At 62.6% G+C, this 21,099-nt stretch carries 24 protein-coding genes; 15 read left to right on the top strand and 9 right to left on the bottom strand.

The window, feature by feature from the left end:
- Positions 1 to 74: 74 nt before the first annotated feature.
- Together CO666_RS07040 and CO666_RS07035 are read left to right on the top strand one after the other, a co-directional pair.
- Positions 75 to 584 (top strand): GNAT family N-acetyltransferase, encoded by a 510-nt coding sequence (locus CO666_RS07040; protein ID WP_179869625.1) that lies wholly within the window; start codon positions 75 to 77, stop codon positions 582 to 584.
- 159 nt (positions 585 to 743) lie between these two features.
- A complete protein-coding gene (locus CO666_RS07035) occupies positions 744 to 1,445 on the top strand; it encodes a pentapeptide repeat-containing protein (protein ID WP_097611348.1) in 702 nt (233 codons plus the stop codon).
- Positions 1,446 to 1,697: 252 nt separating this feature from the next.
- On the opposite strand, the gene CO666_RS07030 is transcribed toward CO666_RS07035, so the two are convergent.
- Together CO666_RS07030 and msrB are read right to left on the bottom strand one after the other, a co-directional pair.
- Positions 1,698 to 2,225 carry a GNAT family N-acetyltransferase gene (locus CO666_RS07030; protein ID WP_097611347.1) on the bottom strand — a complete coding sequence of 176 codons (528 nt, stop codon included), beginning with the start codon at positions 2,223 to 2,225 and terminating at the stop codon, positions 1,698 to 1,700.
- An 84-nt stretch (positions 2,226 to 2,309) separates the two neighbouring features.
- Positions 2,310 to 2,723: a peptide-methionine (R)-S-oxide reductase MsrB gene (gene msrB / locus CO666_RS07025; RefSeq protein WP_097611346.1), complete on the bottom strand. Its 414-nt coding sequence runs from the start codon at positions 2,721 to 2,723 to the stop codon at positions 2,310 to 2,312.
- Between the two features lie 189 nt (positions 2,724 to 2,912).
- Between msrB and CO666_RS07020 the strand changes: the two genes are divergently transcribed.
- The 9 genes from CO666_RS07020 to CO666_RS06980 all read left to right on the top strand — a co-directional run bounded on the left by CO666_RS07020 (position 2,913) and on the right by CO666_RS06980 (position 10,161).
- On the top strand, positions 2,913 to 3,128 hold the full coding sequence (locus CO666_RS07020) for a hypothetical protein (protein WP_097611345.1): 216 nt from the start codon (positions 2,913 to 2,915) through the stop codon (positions 3,126 to 3,128).
- Between the two features lie 202 nt (positions 3,129 to 3,330).
- Entirely contained in the window at positions 3,331 to 5,697 is a 2,367-nt protein-coding gene (locus CO666_RS07015) for a putative monovalent cation/H+ antiporter subunit A (protein ID WP_097611344.1), read from the top strand.
- Positions 5,694 to 6,113: a Na(+)/H(+) antiporter subunit B gene (locus CO666_RS07010; protein ID WP_097611343.1), complete on the top strand. Its 420-nt coding sequence runs from the start codon at positions 5,694 to 5,696 to the stop codon at positions 6,111 to 6,113. Before CO666_RS07015 ends, CO666_RS07010 begins: the two co-directional genes overlap by 4 nt.
- A complete protein-coding gene (locus tag CO666_RS07005) occupies positions 6,113 to 6,490 on the top strand; it encodes a Na+/H+ antiporter subunit C (RefSeq protein ID WP_097611342.1) in 378 nt (125 codons plus the stop codon). The genes CO666_RS07010 and CO666_RS07005 overlap by 1 nt, the downstream gene beginning before the upstream one ends.
- 58 nt (positions 6,491 to 6,548) lie before the next feature.
- On the top strand, positions 6,549 to 8,123 hold the full coding sequence (locus CO666_RS07000; protein WP_097611341.1) for a Na+/H+ antiporter subunit D: 1,575 nt from the start codon (positions 6,549 to 6,551) through the stop codon (positions 8,121 to 8,123).
- Positions 8,120 to 8,593, top strand: a complete 474-nt coding sequence (locus CO666_RS06995) for a Na+/H+ antiporter subunit E (protein ID WP_097611340.1) — start codon at positions 8,120 to 8,122, stop codon at positions 8,591 to 8,593. Before CO666_RS07000 ends, CO666_RS06995 begins: the two co-directional genes overlap by 4 nt.
- A complete protein-coding gene (locus CO666_RS06990) occupies positions 8,590 to 8,961 on the top strand; it encodes a cation:proton antiporter (protein WP_097611339.1) in 372 nt (123 codons plus the stop codon). Before CO666_RS06995 ends, CO666_RS06990 begins: the two co-directional genes overlap by 4 nt.
- Positions 8,958 to 9,290: a monovalent cation/H(+) antiporter subunit G gene (gene mnhG, locus CO666_RS06985; protein ID WP_097611338.1), complete on the top strand. Its 333-nt coding sequence runs from the start codon at positions 8,958 to 8,960 to the stop codon at positions 9,288 to 9,290. Before CO666_RS06990 ends, mnhG begins: the two co-directional genes overlap by 4 nt.
- Before the next feature lie 439 nt (positions 9,291 to 9,729).
- The gene (locus CO666_RS06980; RefSeq protein ID WP_097611337.1) at positions 9,730 to 10,161 is read left to right on the top strand and encodes a Ros/MucR family transcriptional regulator; all 432 of its coding nucleotides are present in this window, start codon (positions 9,730 to 9,732) and stop codon (positions 10,159 to 10,161) included.
- 274 nt (positions 10,162 to 10,435) lie between these two features.
- Here CO666_RS06980 and CO666_RS06975 read toward each other — a convergent pair whose 3' ends face one another.
- Together CO666_RS06975 and CO666_RS06970 are read right to left on the bottom strand one after the other, a co-directional pair.
- On the bottom strand, positions 10,436 to 10,858 hold the full coding sequence (locus CO666_RS06975) for a SufE family protein (protein ID WP_097611336.1): 423 nt from the start codon (positions 10,856 to 10,858) through the stop codon (positions 10,436 to 10,438).
- A 276-nt stretch (positions 10,859 to 11,134) separates the two neighbouring features.
- Complete coding sequence (locus CO666_RS06970) at positions 11,135 to 11,623, bottom strand: DUF5330 domain-containing protein (protein ID WP_097611335.1); 489 nt, start codon at positions 11,621 to 11,623, stop codon at positions 11,135 to 11,137.
- Positions 11,624 to 12,074: 451 nt separating this feature from the next.
- Between CO666_RS06970 and CO666_RS06965 the strand changes: the two genes are divergently transcribed.
- The 3 genes from CO666_RS06965 to CO666_RS06955 all read left to right on the top strand — a co-directional run bounded on the left by CO666_RS06965 (position 12,075) and on the right by CO666_RS06955 (position 14,959).
- Complete coding sequence (locus CO666_RS06965; protein WP_097611334.1) at positions 12,075 to 13,616, top strand: sensor histidine kinase; 1,542 nt, start codon at positions 12,075 to 12,077, stop codon at positions 13,614 to 13,616.
- Positions 13,588 to 14,523, top strand: coding sequence for a peptidoglycan-binding domain-containing protein (locus CO666_RS06960; protein ID WP_097611333.1), 936 nt, complete (start codon positions 13,588 to 13,590; stop codon positions 14,521 to 14,523). Before CO666_RS06965 ends, CO666_RS06960 begins: the two co-directional genes overlap by 29 nt.
- Before the next feature lie 91 nt (positions 14,524 to 14,614).
- Positions 14,615 to 14,959 (top strand): DUF1491 family protein, encoded by a 345-nt coding sequence (locus CO666_RS06955; protein ID WP_097611422.1) that lies wholly within the window; start codon positions 14,615 to 14,617, stop codon positions 14,957 to 14,959.
- A gap of 27 nt (positions 14,960 to 14,986) precedes the next feature.
- Here the strand turns inward: CO666_RS06955 and CO666_RS06950 are convergent, their stop codons facing one another.
- Both CO666_RS06950 and CO666_RS06945 read right to left on the bottom strand, forming a co-directional pair.
- Positions 14,987 to 16,036 (bottom strand): DUF2336 domain-containing protein, encoded by a 1,050-nt coding sequence (locus CO666_RS06950; protein ID WP_097611332.1) that lies wholly within the window; start codon positions 16,034 to 16,036, stop codon positions 14,987 to 14,989.
- A 251-nt stretch (positions 16,037 to 16,287) separates the two neighbouring features.
- On the bottom strand, positions 16,288 to 16,494 hold the full coding sequence (locus CO666_RS06945; RefSeq protein WP_097611421.1) for a hypothetical protein: 207 nt from the start codon (positions 16,492 to 16,494) through the stop codon (positions 16,288 to 16,290).
- Between the two features lie 559 nt (positions 16,495 to 17,053).
- Between CO666_RS06945 and CO666_RS34075 the strand changes: the two genes are divergently transcribed.
- On the top strand, positions 17,054 to 17,221 hold the full coding sequence (locus CO666_RS34075) for a hypothetical protein (RefSeq protein WP_164517668.1): 168 nt from the start codon (positions 17,054 to 17,056) through the stop codon (positions 17,219 to 17,221).
- A 14-nt stretch (positions 17,222 to 17,235) separates the two neighbouring features.
- Here CO666_RS34075 and CO666_RS06935 read toward each other — a convergent pair whose 3' ends face one another.
- The 3 genes from CO666_RS06935 to CO666_RS06925 all read right to left on the bottom strand — a co-directional run bounded on the left by CO666_RS06935 (position 17,236) and on the right by CO666_RS06925 (position 20,905).
- The gene (locus tag CO666_RS06935) at positions 17,236 to 17,784 is read right to left on the bottom strand and encodes a DUF1254 domain-containing protein (RefSeq protein ID WP_097611331.1); all 549 of its coding nucleotides are present in this window, start codon (positions 17,782 to 17,784) and stop codon (positions 17,236 to 17,238) included.
- Positions 17,777 to 18,364 carry a DUF1214 domain-containing protein gene (locus CO666_RS06930; RefSeq protein WP_097611330.1) on the bottom strand — a complete coding sequence of 196 codons (588 nt, stop codon included), beginning with the start codon at positions 18,362 to 18,364 and terminating at the stop codon, positions 17,777 to 17,779. Before CO666_RS06930 ends, CO666_RS06935 begins: the two co-directional genes overlap by 8 nt.
- 342 nt (positions 18,365 to 18,706) lie before the next feature.
- Positions 18,707 to 20,905 carry a transglycosylase domain-containing protein gene (locus tag CO666_RS06925; RefSeq protein WP_097611329.1) on the bottom strand — a complete coding sequence of 733 codons (2,199 nt, stop codon included), beginning with the start codon at positions 20,903 to 20,905 and terminating at the stop codon, positions 18,707 to 18,709.
- Positions 20,906 to 21,099 lie beyond the last annotated feature (194 nt).

Here is a 21,099-nt window from a genome sequence, read left to right as displayed (position 1 = left end):
TTCTCGAAGCCGCCGTTTACATCTTCGGGAGCGGGGCGTATGCCATCCCGGCAGTCAATTCGAGCCGGGCAATCATGACAGACGCCGTTCTCCTCCGCGACGCCAGCGAAGCCGATCTTTCCGCTATCCGCGATATCTACAATCACGCCGTCGAACACACGACGGCAATCTGGAACGATACGCTGGTCGATCTCGACAACCGCCGGGAATGGATGAAGGCGCGCAAGGCGCGCGGCTTTCCCGTCATCGTCGCCGAACTCTCGGGCAAGGTCGCGGGCTATGCCTCCTACGGCGATTGGCGGGCCTTCGACGGCTATCGCCACACGGTCGAGCATTCTGTCTATGTCGACAAGGATTGCCGCGGCGCCGGCATCGGCGAGCGTTTGATGCGGGAACTGATCGTCCGTGCCGCAGCCGGCAATATCCATGTGATGATTGCCGGCATCGAGGCCGAAAACACCGCCTCGATCCGGCTGCACGAAAAGCTCGGTTTCCGCATTGCCGGCCGATTTTCGGAAGTCGGCACCAAGTTCGGCCGCTGGCTTGATCTGACCTGCATGGAGCTTCGCCTGCCTCCGGCCTGATCCGGCAGCGCCTTTGTGAAGGCGCTCGCCATCTTTTTATTGTAGTCTGAGCTGTGTAAGAAAGGGGAAGCTGCCTGCTTCGCGAGAGGCGGCTTCAGAACGGCATGCCCGAAATGTCATGCCCGAAAATGCCCGAATGTCATGGAGGTGAACAGTTCAATGGCAATGCACGGATCGTCGCTCGGTCTCCTTGCCCTCGTCCTTCTGGCATTTCCGCCGGTTGCCGCCCGGGCCGCCGATTGCGGCAGCCTGGCCTCGCCGAAGCTCGACTGGCAGGAATGCACCAAGAAGAACCTGATGCTGCAGGGCAGTGATCTCGAAGGCGCCAATCTCATCGGCACCGATTTCTCGCTGACCGACCTGGCCGGCGCCAACTTCAAATCCGCCAATCTCGAGAAGGCGACGCTGGTGCGTGCCTCCCTTGAGGGCGCCCATGCCGAAGGCGCCAATTTCGCCAAGATCGAGGCCTATCGCGCCAGCTTCGCCAATATCATCGGCGAAGGCGCCATCTTCGCCGGCGCCGAGCTGCAGCGGGCCAATTTTGCCGGCGCCCGGCTTGCCGGCGCGAGCTTCGAAAAGGCCGAACTCGGCCGCGCCGATTTCGATAAGGCGGTGTTGACGGGGACGAAATTCTCCTTCGCCAACCTTTCCCGCGCCGATCTCTCCGGAGCGGCCTTCGAAGGTGCGGCCATGTTCGATCGTGCCTTCATGTTCCTCACCCGCATCGAAGGCCTGGATCTTTCGGCCGCGACCGGGCTTGAACAGGCGCAGATAGAGCTGGCCTGCGGCGATGCCTCGACCAAACTCCCGGCCGGCCTCTCCGCCCCGACAAGCTGGCCATGTCCTGCCGAGCATGAGTGATCGCTCGGGGCGTCTGTCGACGTCCACTGTGAAAACCCCTCCCCAACCCCTCCCCACAAGGGGGAGGGACTAAGCTGCGGTCCCCGGCGGCGGTCAAAAGGAGAGGTCTTGCCGATTGTTACTTCTCAACGGTTGGGACGATTGGGGGGTACGTGAAGCGGTGCTGCACGGTTAGTCCCTCCCCCTTGTGGGGAGGGGTTGGGGAGGGGTGAGCGGCACCTGATGAGGGGGCGGTCTCAGGTCTGAATTTCCCTACAACTTCTCCGTAATATAGAGGTGGAATTCCACCGCGCTGCCATCGAGGCTTGCGGCTTTGAGGAATGCTTCCCGCCGCCGATGCACCTGCTCCGCGACCCGTTGCGAGCGAATATTGTCGGGCCTGACGATGGAGACGATACGCGCCAGGCTCAGCGTATCAAGCGCGTAATCTCGACACGCAATCGCCGCCTCGGCCGCATAGCCCTTGCCCCAATGGTCGCGCCACAGGTGATAGCCGATCTCGGGTTCCAGCCCCGCAGAGGTTTCCTGCAATGTGATGCCGCAATCACCAAGCAAGTCGCCGCTCCGCCGATCCGTCACCGCCCAGAGGCCGAAACCGTGGCCCGTATAACTGTCGAAGGCGAGCCGCTGAAACCAGCGTGCGGTTTCGTCGAAGCTCTTTACGCCAGGATAATAGCGCATGCATTCGGCATCGCCGAAAATACGGTGGAGAAGCGGGAGGTCCTCAGGCGTGATCTCCCGCAATATCAGCCGGTCGGTCTTCAGGATGTTTCGCGGCACGGCTTCTCCTCCTTGAACGACATAAAAGGTCAGAGGCTCATCGCATCCGGATGAGCCGCTTGCCGATCGCGGGTCGAGATCGCCTTACTTCCCCGCCTCGAACACCATGGCATGTCCATTGATGCAGTAGCGCAGGCCGGTCGGCGGCGGGCCGTCGGGGAAGACGTGGCCGAGATGGGCTTCGCAGCTGCCGCAGCGGATTTCGGTGCGCACCATGCCAAAGGCCGTGTCGCGATGTTCGGTCACCGCATCGGGCGATACCGCTTCGAAATAGCTCGGCCAGCCGCAGCCGGCATCGAATTTGGTGTCGGAGCGGAAAAGCGGCGCATTGCAGCCGACGCAGCGGTAAAGCCCGGTCTCGAAGGAATCCCAGTAGGGGCCGGTGAAGGCGCGCTCGGTGCCGTGCTGGCGGGTGATGCGGTATTGCTCGGGGGTGAGCTGCTCTTTCCATTCCGCATCGGTCTTATGGATCTTGGCGGTGGTTGCAGTTTCGGACATGCCATGCTCCTTTCGTCGAGGGGCGGTTCCGTTTTGCGAGAAAATGTGGTGCGCCGTCTCCGATTCATCAAGCCTTGGGCACCATCCTGCCCAATTCGCCGTGTACCGCTTTTGGAGGAGGACGCTTGCTCTTACATCCGTTAGGAGTTTTCTGTTAGGGTTAATGTTACGTGCATTGGGGAATCACTGGTGTTTGAAGCAGCAATTGTCCTGCTCTACGGCCTCGTCGCTCTGGCGGCCATGGCGGTCACACTGTTGGAAGGCTGGGCCAACCATGACGGCTTGACGCTCCATCGTCTCGCCGGGCTGTTCGCCTGCCTGATCTGGCCGCTGACGCTTCTGGTCTTCGTTCTGCACGGCGGCATCGCCCGGCTGCTGACGCGTCTTTCCCGGACGACGGCCTGACGGCGGCCCGGACGACAGCCTGATGGCGGCCCGGACGACGGCTTGACGGCGGCCCGGACGACAGCCTGGCGGCGGCCCGGTCGATAGCCTGATTGCCTTCGCCCTATGGGCGAAATCGCTTGAGACCCTCTCCTGTTTCGCCTAAGTCAGAAGACGGGCCGGTTTTCGCCGGCGCTTCGTTTACCGCGGTTGGGGAGGGGACATGGCCGATGTCACGGCTCTGACATTTCTGGCCCTGTGTCTGCCGCTTGCCGGCGCCCTTGTCGCCCCCGTCGTCATCCGCATCTTCGGCGCCAACGGCGCCTGGCTGCTGGCGATCGCGCCCTTGCTGGCCTTCCTGCATTTCCTGCGTTTCATTCCCAAGATCGCGCGCGGCGAAGTCGTTACCGGCGGTTATGCCTGGGTGCCGAGTTTCAATCTCTCCTTCTCCTGGCTCCTCGACGGCCTGTCGCTCGCCTTCGCGCTGCTGATCACCGGCATCGGCACCCTGATCGTGCTTTATGCCGGCGGCTACCTCAAGGCACACAAGGATCAGGGCCGCTTCTTCTCCTTCATCTTCCTGTTCATGGGCGCCATGCTCGGCGTCGTCGTTTCCGACAGTTTCCTGATGCTCTTCATCTTCTGGGAACTGACATCGATCACCTCCTTCCTGCTGATCGGCTTCGATCACGAGCGAGCGGCGGCCCGCCGCGCCGCCCTGCAGGCCTTGGTCGTGACCGGCGGGGGAGGGCTCTGCCTGCTCGCTGGCCTGCTGCTGCTCTGGAACGTCACCGGCGTCGCCCGGATGTCCGAGCTGATGGGATTTGGCGATCTCGTCCGCGAAAGCCCCGCCTATCTCGCTGTCCTTATCCTGGTTCTGGGCGGCGCCTTCACCAAGTCGGCGCAGTTTCCCTTCCATTTCTGGCTGCCGAACGCCATGGAGGCGCCGACGCCGGTGTCGGCCTACCTGCATTCGGCCACCATGGTGAAGGCCGGCGTCTATCTGCTGATGCGGCTCAACCCCATCATGGGGGCGACCACCGCCTGGGAAATCCTTCTGCCTTTCTTCGGCGGGCTGACGCTGGTGGTCGGCGCCGCATTTGCCATCGGCCAGACCGACCTGAAGCTCAAGCTCGCCTATTCCACCGTTTCCTCGCTCGGCCTGCTGGTCATGCTGATCGGTTTCGGCTCGGAACATGCGGTGGCGGCGGCGGCACTCTATCTGGTGGCGCATTGCCTCTTCAAAGGTGCGCTGTTCATGGTCGCCGGCATCATCGATCACGAAACCGGCACGCGCGATATCACCAGGCTCGGCGGCCTGATGCGGGCGATGCCGCTGACATGGATCATCGCAGTTGCGGCGGCGTTGTCGATGGCCGGCCTGCCGCCCTTCTTCGGCTTCCTCGCCAAGGAGGAGATCTATACGGCATTGGTCGGCGGCGATGTCCGCGCGCTGACGTTCACCGCCATAACCGTCTTCGGCAACGCGCTGATGTTTGCCGTCGCCTTCGCTGTCGGGCTGAAACCCTTTCTCGGCCGGCCGCTGGAGACGCCGAAACATCCGCACGAAGCGCCCGTCCTGCTCTGGCTCGGCCCGGCCGTTCTCGCCGCCCTCGGCCTATTTGCCGCGGTCTTTTCGAATTTCACCCACGCTGTCCTGTCCTCGCCGATCGCAGCCGCCATCCGCCAGACCCCCGCCGACATCGACATTTCGTTGGCGTTGCATCCAGGCCTTCCCCTGGTACTCTCCGCCCTGACCATACTGCTCGGTATCGGCCTATACTGGCAGCTCGCGCCCGCCCGCTCGGCGATGGCCGGTTTCCTCAGCGCGGCCGGGCGCGGGCCGGATCACGGTTTCGACCTCGCCATATCGGGGCTTGTCCGCTTTGCCGGCCGGCTCATGCGTGTCCTCCAGCCGGGGCGGCTGCAGATCTATGTCACCTGCACCTTCCTCGCGGTCGCCGCCATCCTCCTCATTCCTCCTGTCGTCTATGGTGAACTGCCGCGCCCTCCCGCCTGGCCGGCCGATGTCGGGCTCCATGAATGGGCGGTCTTGCTGATTGCGGCCTTCGGCCTTGCCGCCGTGCTCGTCGCCCGCGACCGGCTGACGGCGATCGTCTCGCTCGGTATCCAGGGCTTTGCCGTCGCCATCATCTTCCTGCTGTTCGGCGCACCGGATCTGGCTTTCACCCAGTTCATGGTCGAAACCCTGTCGGTGGTCATCCTCGCTCTGGTCATGACCAGACTCCGTCTCTCGCCGGGCGATCGGCGCCCGCTCGCACACGGGCTCTTCGACGGCGCGCTTGCACTGGCTTGCGGCCTCGGCTTCACGCTTCTGCTGATGCGGGCAACGCAGGCGCCGTTCAATGATGCGCTGACGCTCTTCTTCAATACCTATTCGAAATCGATTGCCCACGGTGCCAATGTCGTCAACGTCATCATCGTCGATTTCCGCGGCACCGACACGCTTGGCGAAATCGCCGTCGTCGCCGTCACCGGCCTGGCCATCCTGGCGCTGATCCGTATCCGTGCCGGCAGCGAGCGCAAGCTTGCCGCCAATGATCCCGCGCTGGAGGCGGAGGGCCGATGAACACCCTGATCTTCCGCACCATCGCTCCGTTCCTCACCACGCTGATGCTGCTTTTTTCGGTTTTCGTGCTGTTGCGCGGCCATAACGAGCCGGGCGGCGGCTTCATCGGCGGGCTGATCGCCGCCTCGGGACTGGCAATCTACGGCATTGCCCTCGGCGTCGCCGCCGTTCGCCGGGCGCTGTTTTTTCATCCGCTGTCGATTGCCGGCTTCGGCCTGCTGCTGTCGACGGCAGCCGGCCTTCTTTCCCTGTTTTTTGCCGTTCCCTTCATGACCGGCCTCTGGATCTATCCGGATCTCTTCGGTCTCGAAGTGCCGCTGTCGAGCGTCATGCTCTTTGATGTCGGCGTCTATCTCGTCGTCTTCGGGGCCATCACCTCGATTGCCCTGGCATTGGAAGAAAAGGAGATGGAATGATGGAGCCCCTTCTTTCGATCCTCGTCGGCCTGTTCTTTGCCGCCGCCATCTATCTCCTGCTGTCGAAATTCACGATCCGCATCGTGCTTGGCATCGCCATCCTCGGCAACTCGGTCAATCTGCTGCTCTTTACATCGGGCCGGCTGACGCGCGAAGTCCCGCCGATCATCCCGGCGGGCCTCGACAGCCTGCCCGAAGGCGCGGCCAACCCGCTGCCGCAGGCGCTCATCCTGACGGCGATCGTCATCTCCTTTTCCTTCCTTGCCTTCCTGCTGGTGCTGACCTACCGCGCCTATCAGGACCTCGGCACCGACGACACCAGCCAGATGCGCGCCGCCGAGCCCGACGACCGGCCGCTGCCGCCATTGGGGTATTGATGCGGATGTTTGGCACCACACGGCAGGCCCTCTCTCGCGATAGCGGAGGCCACCCCTGATGGCCGCCCCCACCACCGTCGATCTCTCCGCCGCCCTGATCACCGCCCCGGTGCCGATCGCCCATTGGCTCGCCGTCCTGCCGGTCGTCCATTGCATCGCGCTCGGCGCCGTCCTGCTGATGCTGCGCGCCTATCCGCGCCTGCAGGCCGGGCTTGCCATATCCGGCCTTGCGGGCCTGGCTCTGATCGATGCGGCGCTGCTTGCCAAGGTCGCTGCCGAAGGACCGCTCACCATGGTTATGGGGCGCTGGCTGCCGCCCTTCGGCATCGCCTTCACCGTCGATCTTCTCGGGGCGCTGCTGGCGTTCACCGCAGCCCTTGCAGCGCTCGCCGGCGGCATCTATGCGCTGGCCGATATCGGTGAAAGCGGCCGCCGCTACGGCTTCTTCCCGCTGCTCATGCTGCTGATGGCCGGCGTCAGCGGCGCCTTTCTCACCGGCGACGTCTTCAATCTCTACGTCTGGTTCGAGGTGCTGCTGATTTCCTCCTTCGGGCTGATCATCCTCGGCTCCGAACGCCAACAGATCGACGGCGCGCTGAAATATGCGGTGCTGAACCTCATCGCCACGACGCTGTTCCTGATCGGCGTCGGCATCCTCTATGCCGCCTTCGGCACGCTCAACATGGCCGATATCGCTGCAAGGGCGAGGGATTTGCGCGGCACGGCGCCGCTGATGACGCTGGCGAGCCTCTTTCTGCTCGCCTTCGCCATGAAGGCGGCGGCCTTCCCGGTCAATTTCTGGCTGCCCGCGGCCTATCATACGCCGCGCATCGTCGTCTCGGCGCTGTTTGCCGGCCTGCTCACCAAGGTCGGCATTTACGCGCTGATCCGGGTGATGGTGATGCTGCTGCCGGTAGAACGCCAGGAACTGACCCCGGTGATTGCGCTCGCCGCCGCCGCGACCATTGTCGTCGGCGCTCTCGGTGCGCTTGCCGAAAACGATATTCGCAGGCTGTTCGGCTATATCGTCATATCGGGCATCGGCAACATGCTCGCCGGCGTCGCTCTCGGCGGCGGCCCCGTCGGCGGCCCCGGCGGTGGCATTGATGGCATCAGCGGCGCGGTCTTCTATGCGCTCCATTCCATGGTGCTGATGACGGCGCTTTATCTTGCCGCCGGCGAGATCGCCCGGCGTGGCGGCGGCTTTGCGCTGTCAAATCTCGGCGGGCTCTATCGTCAAAGCGGCGGCTTTGCCGCACTCTCCCTCGTGCTTTTCCTGGCCGCCTGCGGCCTGCCGCCCTTTTCCGGCTTCTGGCCAAAAGTCATTCTCGTCAAGGCCGCGCTCGATCTCGGTGCCGGGTGGTTGTCGGCGGCAATCCTTGCCGGCGGTCTCCTGACGACGATCGCCTTCGGCCGCCTTTTCCTGCTCGCCTATTGGCGCCCGGCGCCGGTCGTTCTGACCCCGTCGAAAGCCGAATGGCGCACCAGCCTGCCGCTTGCCGCACTGACGGCTCTGGTCATCGGCTTCGGCATCCTGCCGGACCGGCTGCTGGCGCTGTCGCAAGCGGCCGCCGCCGGCCTTGCCGATCCGCAGGCCTATCTTCATTCGGTCTTTCCTGGAGGCGTGCGATGATCGCCTTTCTCTTCAACCTGCTGCTGGCCGTTGCCTGGGTCTCTCTTACCGGCAGCGCCTCGCTGCATAATCTGGTTTTCGGCTTCCTGCTCGGCGCGGTGGCGCTCACCATCATCCGCGAGCCCTTCGGCGGCAAAGGATATATCCGCCGCGTCGGCCGGGTGCTTTCGCTTGCCGCGCTGTTCCTGAAGGAGTTGTCGCTGTCGGCCTGGAGGGTCACGCTCACCGTCCTCTCGCCCAATATGAAGCTGAAACCCGGTATTTTTGCTTTTCCTCTGACGGTGACGAGCGATTTCGAGATTACCTTGCTCGCAAATCTCATCACCCTGACGCCCGGCACGCTTTCGGTCGACGTCTCCACAGATCGCCGCACGCTCTATGTCCACGCGCTCGATTGTTCCGATCCCGAGACAGCCAAGCGTGATATCGCCAATGGTTTCGAGCGCAAGATCATGGAGGCCTTCCGGTGATCACACCTGCCGCCATCGTCGCTGCCGCATCCTCGGCCGCCCTCATCATCCTCGGCCTGGCGCTGATTCTGACCGTCTGGCGCGTCGTTGCCGGCCCGACCTTGCCGGACCGCATCCTCGCCCTCGATATGCTGACCGGCATATCAATCGGTCTCATCGCCGTCATTGCGGTCAAGACCGGCTTTTCGCTCTATATCGATATCGCCATCTCGCTCGGCCTTGTCGGTTTCCTGGCGACCGTCGCCTTCGCCCGATTCGTGCTGTCGCGCGGCAACATCAAGTCGCCGGCGCCCACTTCTCCGGCAAAGGCCAACTCCTCGGCAAAGGCCAGCGCAAAAAAGCGTCACGCGGGAGGGAAAAAGCGATGATGGATTATATCCTCGCTGGGTTCACCGCTCTGCTGCTGATATCAGGCGCGCTCTTTGCGCTTGTCGCGGCGATCGGCCTCGTCCGGCTGCCCGATCTCTATACGCGCATGCACGCGGCTTCGAAGGTGGGAACAGTCGGCTCCGGCCTGCTGCTGCTTGCCGCCGGCCTCTATTCCGAGGATCTGGCGATTCTCGCCCGCGCCATTGCCGGCTTCGTCTTTTTGTTGCTGACGGCGCCGGTTTCCGCCCATCTGCTGGCAAGGGCCACCCACCTTTCGGGATATCAGCTCGGCGCCGTCTCGGTGCGCGACGATCTCGGCAAGCGCTGAGCCTATGCCGTTTCGCTGCTTTACCAGATTTATGCAAAACTTATGCACAGGAAGCTGTGAGTAAAGCTTGCCCAAGCGTGCCTTAATTCTTCATCCGTCATTTTTTCTCAAGAAAAACGACAAATAATAATTGGCCTTTTGGCCAAACGATGCTATTTGAAAATGCAAGTAGAGTTCTGATTGTGAATTACAATCGTACTGCTTCCAAGTCCCTCAGTTTTGATTTTTCATGTCTAACTGAGGCCATCGCCTGGGGCATGACGTAGTGGTTTGCAGTCAGGCAGTATAAGAACAGGTCTCGCTCTTCGGAATCTAGGGGTGGATTTCGCGTTTTTCGAAACAGAAGGTCGCTTCCCGTGCTTTTGCTGTTCGCTTCTACGAGGCGGGTCTTTGGCGTATCAGTCAAAGGCCGTTTGAGCATGCTAACAGGAGAAAAAATATGACGGATATGGCGACCGGCAATGCGCCGGAGCTGCTTGTGGAACTGACGGCCGACATCGTCGCGGCTTATGTCAGCAACCATGTTGTCCCGGTCAGCGACCTGGCTAATCTGATTTCCGACGTGCATTCGGCACTGAGCAACACGTCCGTACCGCAGCCTGCTGCGGCGATCGTCGAAAAACAGAAGCCTGCAGTTTCTGTCCGCAAGTCCGTACAGGACGAGCAGATCACGTGTTTGGAATGCGGCGGCAACTTCAAGTCCCTCAAGCGTCATCTGATGACCCATCACAGCCTCTCGCCGGAAGAATACCGCGAGAAGTGGGACCTGCCGACCGATTACCCGATGGTAGCCCCCGCTTATGCCGAAGCGCGTTCGCGCCTGGCAAAGGAGATGGGCCTTGGCCAGCGTCGCAAGCGCGGCCGCGGCTGAGCTTTTTCGAAGCATCGACGACAAAAGCCGGGTTTGCGCCCGGCTTTTTTGTTTGCCGTTTCAAGGCGATGACAATAATCACCCAGTATTTCATACCGCCGAAAATGATTCGAGCGGGTGCCCCGGATAATGTGAGCGATCCCCATCTTATGCTTTGCCGGCGGGCTGAGAATGATTCCTATACTATGAGCGGGTGGTAATATACTCGATTCGGCAGGAAGCGTTTTCCGAATCGATTGGCCGGCCTCTCAAAGTCGATCGGCTACGGTCGCGTTCAGGCCGCGGCTCGAACCCTGGCTTCTTCCCGGATCCTGTTGACCATCGACCGCAGCCCGTTCGAACGCTGCGATGACAGGTTCTCCACCAGGCCGATCTTCGAGAAAATCTCGAAGGCATCGAGACCGGCGATCTCGGCTGCCGCCTTGCCGGAATAGGTGGCCAGCACGATGGCGACGAGGCCGCGCACGATATGGGCGTCGGAATCACCCTCGAACTCCATGACGGGGTTATCGGGATTGCCGGTCGCATGGGTCACCAGCCAGACCTGGCTGGCGCAGCCCATCACCTTGTTTTCGGAGGTGCGCTTCTCCTCGGCGAGTTCCGGCAGCGCCTTGCCGAGTTCGATGACATAGCGATAGCGGTCTTCCCAATCGTCCAGGAAGGTGAAGTCGTCGATGATCTGGTCGAGGGATGCCATGGGAAAGCCTTTCAATCTTACCAGTGCATATAGGTGAAAGACCGGCGGATTTGAACCGCTAAAGCAATTTCGGGAAAAGTGTGACGCGGTTTGGCCGGGAATTGCATCAGTAGAGAAAGAAACGCCGTGAGGGATGGGCATCCTCACGGCGCAGCAATATGCTGAATTAAAACAGGGCAGGCACGTCAGGCATGGGGCATTTCCGCGTCATGCGGACCACCGATGCAAGCTCAAAAAAATGGCACGGTTATGGGCGGATGCCCGTCAGAAATTTCGTCAGATCGCCGGCTTCGGCGTCGGCAGCGGGATCGCGCCGGTCACCACGGTCTGGGCGTCGTCATCGACCGGCGGACGGTACGGCATCGGCTGGTTCAGCGCTGCCTTTGCTTCGCGCGCCTTGTCCTGAATGGCGGGTGCCGCCAGCGACGGCATGTTGAGGGCGACCGGCGCCTGCGATGCGGCAGGCTTTGCCGTCGTCGTCGCCTCGCCCTTGAACTGGCTGTCGAGAAGTTCATAGGCGACGCGGGCGCCTTCACGGGCCCGATAGCCGAGCGCAGTGATGGTTTCGGCGCCCTTGGTGCAGACCTCGGGTTTTTCCGAGCACATGCCACTGAGATAGTCATAGGCGCCGCTTGCCGCCGTGAACGCGTCGGAAAGCTGCAGGTGCGGGCCGCCCGCCAGCGTGTCGGAACTCTCCGTGCTGAAGACGGACAGAAGCACGAGCACAAGGCCAAACCAGAAGGATCCTTTGATCAGAAACCACATTGTCGTTGCCCATCCTGTTTTCCCGTCCGGTTCTTGTCGCCGAATCAGGCCGGTTGTCCGGTGTGTTTTCACCCTACCGCCAAGTTGCGAATGCCGCTTTTCGAAACTCACGCGCATTTGCGGCAAATTTAGTTCAAATTTTAGCGACCGGCATTTGAGGGACATTTCAGTCGAATGCGAGCGATCGCCGTTAAGCATCAGGGCAGCACCTGCTTGCAATTGCAGGGCTTTTGCCGGCTCGCCTTGCCACAGGAGTTAACGCAATGCTGAAATATGAGGAAAATCCGTCGCTTACCTGCTATTAACCACAAAAGGCAAAGAGCCTTCCAGATGCTTCAAAACGGGAATTCCGGCCCTTTCGAGCGGTGAACAGGGCTTTTGCCTTATCCTTTCTTTAAGTCGCCGGGGCCTATTGTCCGGATCGATAGACAGCCTTTTGGGCGGGTATTGCGTGCGTGTATTGAGTGACATTGGCGGCTGGGTGTCGGCCCTCGTAGACCGGGCGGCGACAAGCTGGCTCTCCCGGACGGGTGGCGGCGAAGCCGTGCGCCAACGCGAGCTCGCGATTCTGCGCCGCCTCGTGCTGTTCTCGTCGGCCGCTCTTATTGTCGCTCCTGTCGGCCTTTCGGCGGTCACCAGTCCGGCCGTCGCCCTGCCGGCCGGTGTCGCCATGGTCTGCGCCGCCTTTCTCTTTTCCGCCGTCGGCAGCATCGCGCTCGCCCGTCAGGGTTCGTCCGCCGGTATCGCCACGCAGTCGGCCGAGGATTTCTTCCTTGCCGCCACCCCCGGCCTCGTCTTCTTCCTCGACCCGCACGGCAGTGTGGCGACTGTCGGCGGCCGCGACCGGCGCGATTTCCTCGCCTGGATGCGCGATCCCAAGGGCAGGGGTTTCCTCGAGCAGGTGCATGTCTCCGACCGCATCCTTTTCCTGCAGGCGCTCGACAGCCTGCGCCGGGGCGAGGAGGCCGCGAGCGTCGATCTGCGCCTCGACCGGCCCTCGGTCTCGCGCGATCAACGCCAGTTCGCCTATCTCAGAATGGACATGACCGCCCGGCGCGATGCCGACGGCGAACTTGCCGCCGTCATTGCCCAGCTGCGCGATGTCTCCGTCGAGCAGCAGCTGCGGGACGAAGCCCACAACCGCGCCGCTGACGCCGAATCGGCAAACGACGCCAAATCGCGCTTCCTCGCGGCCGTCAGCCACGAACTGCGCACGCCGCTGAACGCCATTCTCGGTTTTTCCGATATCCTGATCGGCGAATATTTCGGCAAATTCGAAAACGACCGCCAGCGCGAATATGTCGCTCTGGTGCGTGAATCCGGCGCGCATTTGCTGTCGGTCGTCAACACCATGCTCGACATGAGCAAGATCGAAGCCGGCCGCTACGAGCTGATGCTCGATGCCTTCGATATATCGAGCTCGGTCAAATCATGCGAATCGATGCTGGCCTTGCAGGCCAAGACCAAGGGCCTGACGCTGACCAGCCGTATCCAGCGCGGCCTCGGCGAAGTCGTCGCCGATCAGCGCGCCATCCAGCAGATCCTCATCAATCTCGTCGGCAATGCCATCAAGTTCACCGAGGCCGGCGGCGTCGTCTCGGTCGATGCGGCAGCGCGCGACGGCATCTTGAAGCTGACGGTCAGCGATACCGGCATCGGCATCCCGGCCGACAAGCTGGCCTTGCTCGGCCAGCCCTTCGTCCAGATCCAGAACGATTACACCCGCCGTTTCGAAGGCACCGGCCTCGGCCTATCCCTGGTCAAGGGGCTGGTGGCGCTGCACGGCGGCCACTTTGCCATGGCCAGCCAGCCGGGCGAAGGCACGATCATCACCATCGAGATCGCGATGGACGGCTCGGGCGCCAAGCGCGCCGAAGACGCCGGTCATGGCGCGACTGTCGAGTTTCCGCCGCGGCTGAAGGGCGCGGTCAACACAGGTGCAGAATTGGAAGAGGGGCGTTTCGATGGCCGCGCGCAAGCGAAAATCGCCTAAGGGAAGAAAGGGCCGGCAGCAGCCGGGCCTTTTGCTCTCGGGCGCCGCCGCCTTGGGCGGCCTCAGCCTGCAGGGCGCATCCGTGCTCGGCGGTGTCATCGGCCGCAATCCATCGGTTGCCGGCGGCACGATCACCTTTGTCGTCATCTTCTCCTTCGTCGCCGCCAATGCGCTCTGGTATCAGCCGGGCCTGCATCCGCATCCGATTTTCCGCACCCGCGATCCGCAGTCCTCCAATGTGCTCGGCGCCCGCCGTCCGGCCGAGGAGCCGCAGGGCGACGTCACCACCTTCCGCATCGAACGGCCGGAGGATGCCGCCGCCACCACCAATGCAACGCCGGCGCCTGCTGCGCCCGGCCAGCAGCCCAATCAGCAGCCCAGTCAGCTTGTCATGGATATCCAGCAGCAGCTGGTGCGCCGCGGCCTCTATAATGGCATACCCGACGGCATCATCGGCCCGCGCACCAGTGCGGCCATCCTCTTCTTCGAGGAAACCGTCGGCATGCCCCAGACCGGCGATCCGACGCCGGAGGTGCTGGCGGCGCTGAAGATCGATGCATCGGGGCCTTCGACCGTGCCCGCCGAAAAGCCGCCCGAGGATGTGAGCTCGAAGGTGGCGGCGGAAGACCCGGTGGCAGCGGCAATCCGCAGCGCCGAAAAGACCGTCAAAACCGCTCCTTCGGCCACAAAGCAGCTTCCATCGAGCGACATCACCAATGTCGACCTGGTGCTGAAGATCCAGAAGGGTCTTTCCAACATGGCCTATGCCAATGTCGGCGTCGACGGCGTCGCCGGCGAGCAGACCCGCGCGGCCATTCGCCATTTTCAGAAGCACTACAACCTGCCCGAAAACGGCGAGCCGAATCAGGCGGTGCTGAAGAAACTCAAGGAAATCGGCGCTATCTAGAGGGTGTCGCGCAGGCGTACTGCAACCTCTCCGTCCGCGGGCGGCGTTGGGGCGCATTGCCGCCGGCTGCCCGCCAGTCTATACCGCGCCGATGAGATTACGCGCCGACATCTTCGTTTCCGCCCTGCTGCGCCGCGTCTTCGCCGGCGGTGATTTCGCCGCCGTCGAAAAGAAGGGGGCCGAGGAAGCGGGTGCGATCTTCATCCGCCAGCACTTCCGCGACGGCTCGGAAACGCTCTATGCGCCGGCGCCGCAGACCGCCTTCGGCGAGGGAGAGGCCGGCGATCGCCTGTTCGAAATCCGCCTGTTGCGCAGCGATCCGGAAGCCGTGCGCGCCATGTTGGAGCGTGAACGCCGCTTCGACCCGGATCTGTGGATCGTCGAGCTGGAGGCAGAGGAACTGGGCGACATCATCCCGCTTGCGCGGGATGGCTGACGTGAAAAGACGCGCAGTGCCTTGAATTCAGCGAGACCGCCGTCCGAGGACGCGCAGATCGCGTGGCGCAGGCGCCTGATGGATGAAACGGTGGTTTGGCGTTTCCCGAGGGGCCGGCGCGTCAGGCACATCGGGCTTGTATGTGTAGCGATCGGCGCGGCGCCAGGCGTCCACACGTTCGTGGCATTCTTCCGGGTCGAGCGCATCGAGCACCATCCAGCCGCGTGTGACGTTGTGCTGCCGTTCGGCAAGATGCGGATAGAATTTCTCCAGCACGAAGACGGCGTCGAGAAAGCCCATGCCGAGGCTCGTCAGCGTGGTGGCGAGCTGCTGGCCGGAAAGATCGAGCATGATGCGCTCGGCAAGCCAGCGGCTGGCCGACAGCGCATCGGCAAGCGCGGTCGCGAAATGCATCGCCTCGCGCGAGCGGGCGAAGCGCACCAGCAAAGCCTCCTGGATGTCGGTGAGCGTGCGCAGGCCGAGCCTGTCCTCCTCCTTATGACCGAGATGGCCGGCGAGACCGAGGATGCGCTCGCGCAATGCCTCTTCATTGGCAATCCGCTGTTCTTCCAGCGCATCCGCCTCGTTGGTCTCGGTCGGCGCCGGCGTAAGCGGCACCGTCTGCGATTCTGTGATCGGCGCCGACGCGGCCGCCGGCCGCGGCTGGGTCTGGCGCAGCGACACCAGCGCATCGATGACCTTCGGCGAAAGCGAATCGCGGCTGACGATCGCCCTGACATGCGCTGCACCCTGCATGCGGGCGATGGTGATCAGCGTATCGTCGGCGATCGCCTTGGAGGCGGCAAGAAAAGGGGCGGCGATCTCGATCGGCTGGTTGCCGATGAACAGCGCCACGGCGGCCGGCATTGTCGCGCATTGGGACAGTGCTGCGACCGCTTGGCGCTTAGCCTCGTCGGAGGAGGCCTGGAACAGCGGCATGAAAAGCTCGGCAAATTGACGCAGTTCGGACCGTGTCGGATGAGACAGGTTCTCGAAACTGCTGACAGTCGCCATCAATACCACGTCCTTTTTCCTGACGGCCAAGGGGCCCTCTAGGTCTCGAAACCGGTCACGCACACGAACACCCCGAAAACGCCGAACCAAGGGGAACCACGGGTCGATATGCGTTGGCGGGACGCATGCCGGACCACGTCGGTTATGAACAAATCCTACACCGGTAGGGTTAATGCATGCTGAAGATTTTATTAAAATGCACCAGAAATATACACGTCAGGCGTGTCGCGATTTGTTGAGTCGGCAATATAAAATTGCCCCTTGGAACGCGGCGCTGCCGCGATTGCTGATCGCTGATGTGATGGTGGAAAAGGTCAGGCGGCCTTGCGATCGTGCAACGCGTGCAGCAGCGTTTCGCGACTGTCGTAACCGGCCTGATAAAGGTCGAGTGCTGCGGATACCGCAAACTGCGCCTCGGCGCTCCTGATGTCGACGTGCTGTTCCACGCACCAGGCATCGAGCGCACTGCGCAGCACGTCGAGATCCTCAGGCGAGAAAGATGAATTCACCAGCAAAGACACAGCGTGTCCTCCGCATTCCGGCAAGAGCGTGGAAAATCCGCAATCGCTGGAAAATCCGCCGTCGACCGGCGCCCGGAAACGGCGATCGACGAGAGCAACCATACGCGCATTCGAGTTGGCCGCAATTAAATATTTTCATGCAGTATTTCTGCAACACCATCCATTTCGCCGCAGGCAATCCGCTTGGGTCTCCTACAACTACATGATTTATCTATAATTTAATGCGCCGGTCCGCGTCTGGTGCTTTGCACGAGCGGCATGAAACCAAATCAACTCGTTGCGCGTTACTGTGAAAGTGAGGTGAACTGTATTCGGCATCTGCCGAACATTAGTAAACTGTTAACTGTCATCTGTCTCAATTCGGATAGGAACGACGCGATTTGAGTAACTGGATCGTTGAAACTCCTGATCACGGTATTTCAATCTGGTGCCGTGGGAAAGGCGCGAATGCCCTCGGTCCGGCAATCCCGGCACCGCAGGACGCGCCGGCCCGCACATTGGCGGGCAGGGTGAAATCCATCGCAAGTTCATCCGTCTCGGGCAGTGCATGGAGACGAGCATGGCAATAGTAGTCGCATTGGCGGATCGGCTGCCGCGGGCGCCGCGTCGGCCGGACAAGGAGCCCCGCGAAGCCAAGATCCTATGGTTCACCGGCGTCCGCTACGAGCGGTTGGTCGAGAGCCCGAAACGGCGTCGGGCGTCCGCGCCGCGCGTCAACAAGAAGTAACCGCCTTCTCAACCTCAGCGAGCGGTGAATTGCTCGCAGCCGGCTCCCGTCAGGAAGTTCCGCGCCGCCTCGTCGAAACTCGCCTGCGGCGCCAGCGTCCGCAGCACGGCATAACCGTCCGGCCGTGCCATTTCCACCAGGATCGCCTGCTGCAATTCCTGCGGCAGGTTCTTGCGCAGGTCGGTCAGTTGGATCGGACCTCCGGCCAGCACGTCGAGCGCGCCGCCGACCGACGTCCTGTCGTTCATGCTGAAGACCTCGTTGGAGGCGCTGTCGTAAATCGCGATCGACCAGAAGGGCACATTGCCCTTGGCGCTGAAATGCACCGGCGCATCCTCGACATCGAAGGAGCAGACGGCGGTGCGCAGGAAGGGGTCGCCATTGGCAAGGCCGGCCTCGTCATACCGGTCGCCGAGCAGATAGAAATTGTTGAGGTCGCCCTCAGCCTCCACACGGGTCGCCGCATCCCTGCCGGTGAAATGCGGCAGCGACAGGATGATGACGAGGTGCAGCAACGCTGCGCCGAAAAGCCCGGTCAGGATGGCGAAGAAGATCCTAAGCATTGCCGCATCCGGTCTTGGTCAGCTTCGGCATGGCGAGGTCGATCACCCCGGAACTGCCGGCCGTCGGCGTGTCGAACAGCGTCAGCACCAGCCGGAAGGTGCCGGCCTGCGGCAAGGCCAGCCAGTTGCCCGGCTGCGCGGCGGCGGAGATGTCGATCGAGAAGCTGCTGTCGGGCTGGCGCAGTACCGTCCAGGAATTGAGCGCCGAGGGAAGCCCGCTCTTCACCGCCGCCGGATTGCCGCTATTGTCGGCGGTAAAGAGGGTCCACAGCCGGGCAGGCGGCGTCTGCCCGCTGATGCGGTAGCGGCAGCCGGCATTCAGCCGCGCCCCATCGTCATCGACGCTCGCCGTAAAGGTCAGTCCCTCGGCGCTGCCATACAGCAGCTTGCCGGCGCGCGCCCGGTGCGACTTGGCGTAAGGGTCGGCCTCGACAGTCTGCAGCGCCGGAAAAGCCTCCCAGGCGCCGAGCTTGATCGCCCCGAACCCCTGCGTCGCATCCAGCGCATACAGCGAAATCATGATGCCGCCGCCGAAGGCGACGATCAGCGTGATCAGGATGAAAAGGGGAAAGCGAAACACGTCATGACCTTGGAAACCGAGATGAAAGGGTTACCACTGATTCTGGCAGGGTGGAATGCCGCGCCATGAGATGAGCGTCGATTGATCCATGGTTATATCTGCGAAGCCGTCATGCCAAGTGCGGCAATAAGGCTGCCGGTTGGCGCTAAGGAAGACCCCTCCCCAAACCCCTCCCCACAAGGGGGAGGGGCTTGACCTGCCGCACCGGTTTTCCATATCTGCGACGTTTCGGGTGGAACGAGGCGGGCGCTCGGGGTTAGTCCCTCCCCCTTGTGGGGAGGGGTTGGGGAGGGGTCTTTCACACAGCCGGATGGGCAGCCACCGGCAATCTCCCGCGTCAGTCTACTCCGCGCTCGCCACCTTCGCCGGCGCCAGCGGCGCGGCAGTCTTCAGCTTCTCGCCGAGCTTTTTGAGGATGTCGGTCGATTGCACCGAAAGCATGCGCGGCCGGATGAGCTGCGGCAATCCGTCCTGCGGCTTGGCGGCGGCGGTTTTGGCGAGATCCTTTTCCGAGGGCAGGGGGTTCTGGACGCCGGGGATGGCGCGCAGCGTCACACCCTGGTGGGCGTAATCCATGGCGCGCTTGAAGGTCATCGCCGGCAGCGAGCCGCCGGTCATCTCGTTGGTCGAGGTATAATCGTCGTTGCCGAACCAGACGGCGCAGGTGTAGTTGCCGGTGAAGCCGACGAACCAGGCGTCGCGATAGGCCTGGGTCGTGCCGGTCTTGCCGGCGGTCAGGATGCCGTTGTCGAGGGCCGCCTTGCGCGCCGTGCCGACATAGGGAACGCGCGACAGCATCTGGTTCATATAGGCGTCGGCCTGTTCGGACAGCACGCGTTTCGCCGCCGGCTCGTCGCGGTCGAAATCATAGAGCACGTCGCCTTCGTAATCGAGGATCTGGGTGATGCCGTGGCGGCGCGACTGGTAGCCGCCGGCCGGGAAGGTGGCATAGGCGGTCGCCTGGTCGAGCACCGTGACTTCGGATGTACCGATCGGGATGGTGACGTCGTCGCGGATCGGCGTTTCGACGCCGAGGTTCTTGGCCATCGCCCGGATCGGCTGGATGCCGAGTTTTTCCTTGGCGAGCCGCACCGGCACGGTGTTGATCGACTGGGCGATCGCGGTCTCCAGCGTGATGCGGCCGGCGTAGCGGTTCGCATAATTATGCGGGCTCCAGTTGCCCCAGGAGATCGGCGCGTCGACGATCGTCGTCTGCGGCGTCATCCCGCTCTCCATCGCTACCGAATAGGTATAGACCTTGAAGGAGGAGCCCGGCTGGCGCAGCGCCTTGGTGGCGCGGTTGAACTGGCTCTCGCCGTAATCGCGCCCGCCGACCATGGCGCGCACGGCGCCGCCGTTCTCGATCATCACCATGGCGCCCTGCTTGGCGTGATAGGCCTCGCCATATTCGCGCAGCGACGTTTCGACCGAATCCTCGGCTGCCTGCTGGATGCCCATGTCGATCGTCGTGCGCACGATCAGCGAATGCTGGTGGAAACGCGGCGAAAGCCGCTGCACCTCGTCGAAGGCCCAGTCGAGGAAGAAATCGGGCGATTCCACCTCGTTGCGGTCGACGACGGTCGCCGGATTGCGCCGGGCGGCGATCACCTGGCCCTCGGTCATCAGCCCGCTCTGCACCAGATTGGTCAGCACCTCGTTGGCGCGCGCACGCGCCGCCGGCAGGTTGACATGCGGCGCATATTTCGCCGGCGCCTTGAACAGGCCGGCCAGCATGGCGGATTCGGCAAGATTCACATCGGTGATGTTCTTGCCGAAATAGAATTGCGCCGCCGCCGCTGCGCCAAAAGTGCCGCCGCCCATATAGGCGCGGTCGAGATAGGTGGAGAGGATTTCCTTCTTGGAAAGGTTGGCCTCGAGCCAAAGCGCCAGGAACGCTTCGGTGACCTTGCGGTCGATCGAGCGCTCGTTCGACAGGAACAGGTTCTTGGCCAGCTGCTGGGTCAGCGTCGAGCCGCCCTGCACGACTTCGCCGGCCTGGGCGTTGGTGACCATGGCGCGGAAGAGGCCGATGACGTCGATGCCGAAATGGTCGAAGAAGCGCCGGTCTTCGGTGGCCAGCACCGACTTGATCAGCGAATCCGGCAGCTCATCGATCGGCACGGAATTCTGGTGGATGACGCCGCGATGGCCGATGACGTTGCCGTAGCGGTCGGTAAAGGTGACGGCGAAATCACCGCGGTTGCGCCAGTCCTCCTTGGTCGCCTCGAAGGCCGGCTGGGCGAGCAGCAGCATCAGCACGGAACCGGCCGCCCCGAGCGTCAGCCCTTCGCCTGCAAGTTCGAAGACCATGCGCTTCCAGCCGCGCACCCGGAAGCGGCGGAAGAAGATGGTGATGTCTTCCCAGATCTCGGCGGCGCGGAAGCCGGCGTTCCAGACGGTCGAATCGATCCAGGAATCGATGCGCAGCAGAATGTGACGGCTCTTCGCCGGCCGCTTGCCCGCCGCGTCGTTCGCCGTTTTTTCCGGTCCGTTTTCTGGCCCGTTTTTTGGCCCATTTTCTGGGTTGTCCGGATCCTGCACGTCCTGTATTCCCGCCTGATCGCGCTTGCCTCATGTCCGTCCGTCGGAAGGCGATGGAACGCAAGCCTGCATATGGCCGCAAAGCTCTCCGATACCCCGGAAGAGAATTCTTCGGTATCAGGAGCATGCTGAAGAATTGATTGATTTTGTGGCCGATAACAAGAGAGATGCATGACGGTCACGTGAATTTGCGG

It is taken from the genome of Rhizobium chutanense (assembly GCF_002531935.1).
GTDB lineage: Bacteria > Pseudomonadota > Alphaproteobacteria > Rhizobiales > Rhizobiaceae > Rhizobium > Rhizobium chutanense.
The sequence above is the reverse complement of the archived record's forward strand: the minus strand, read 5'-3'. Positions and strand labels throughout refer to the sequence as shown.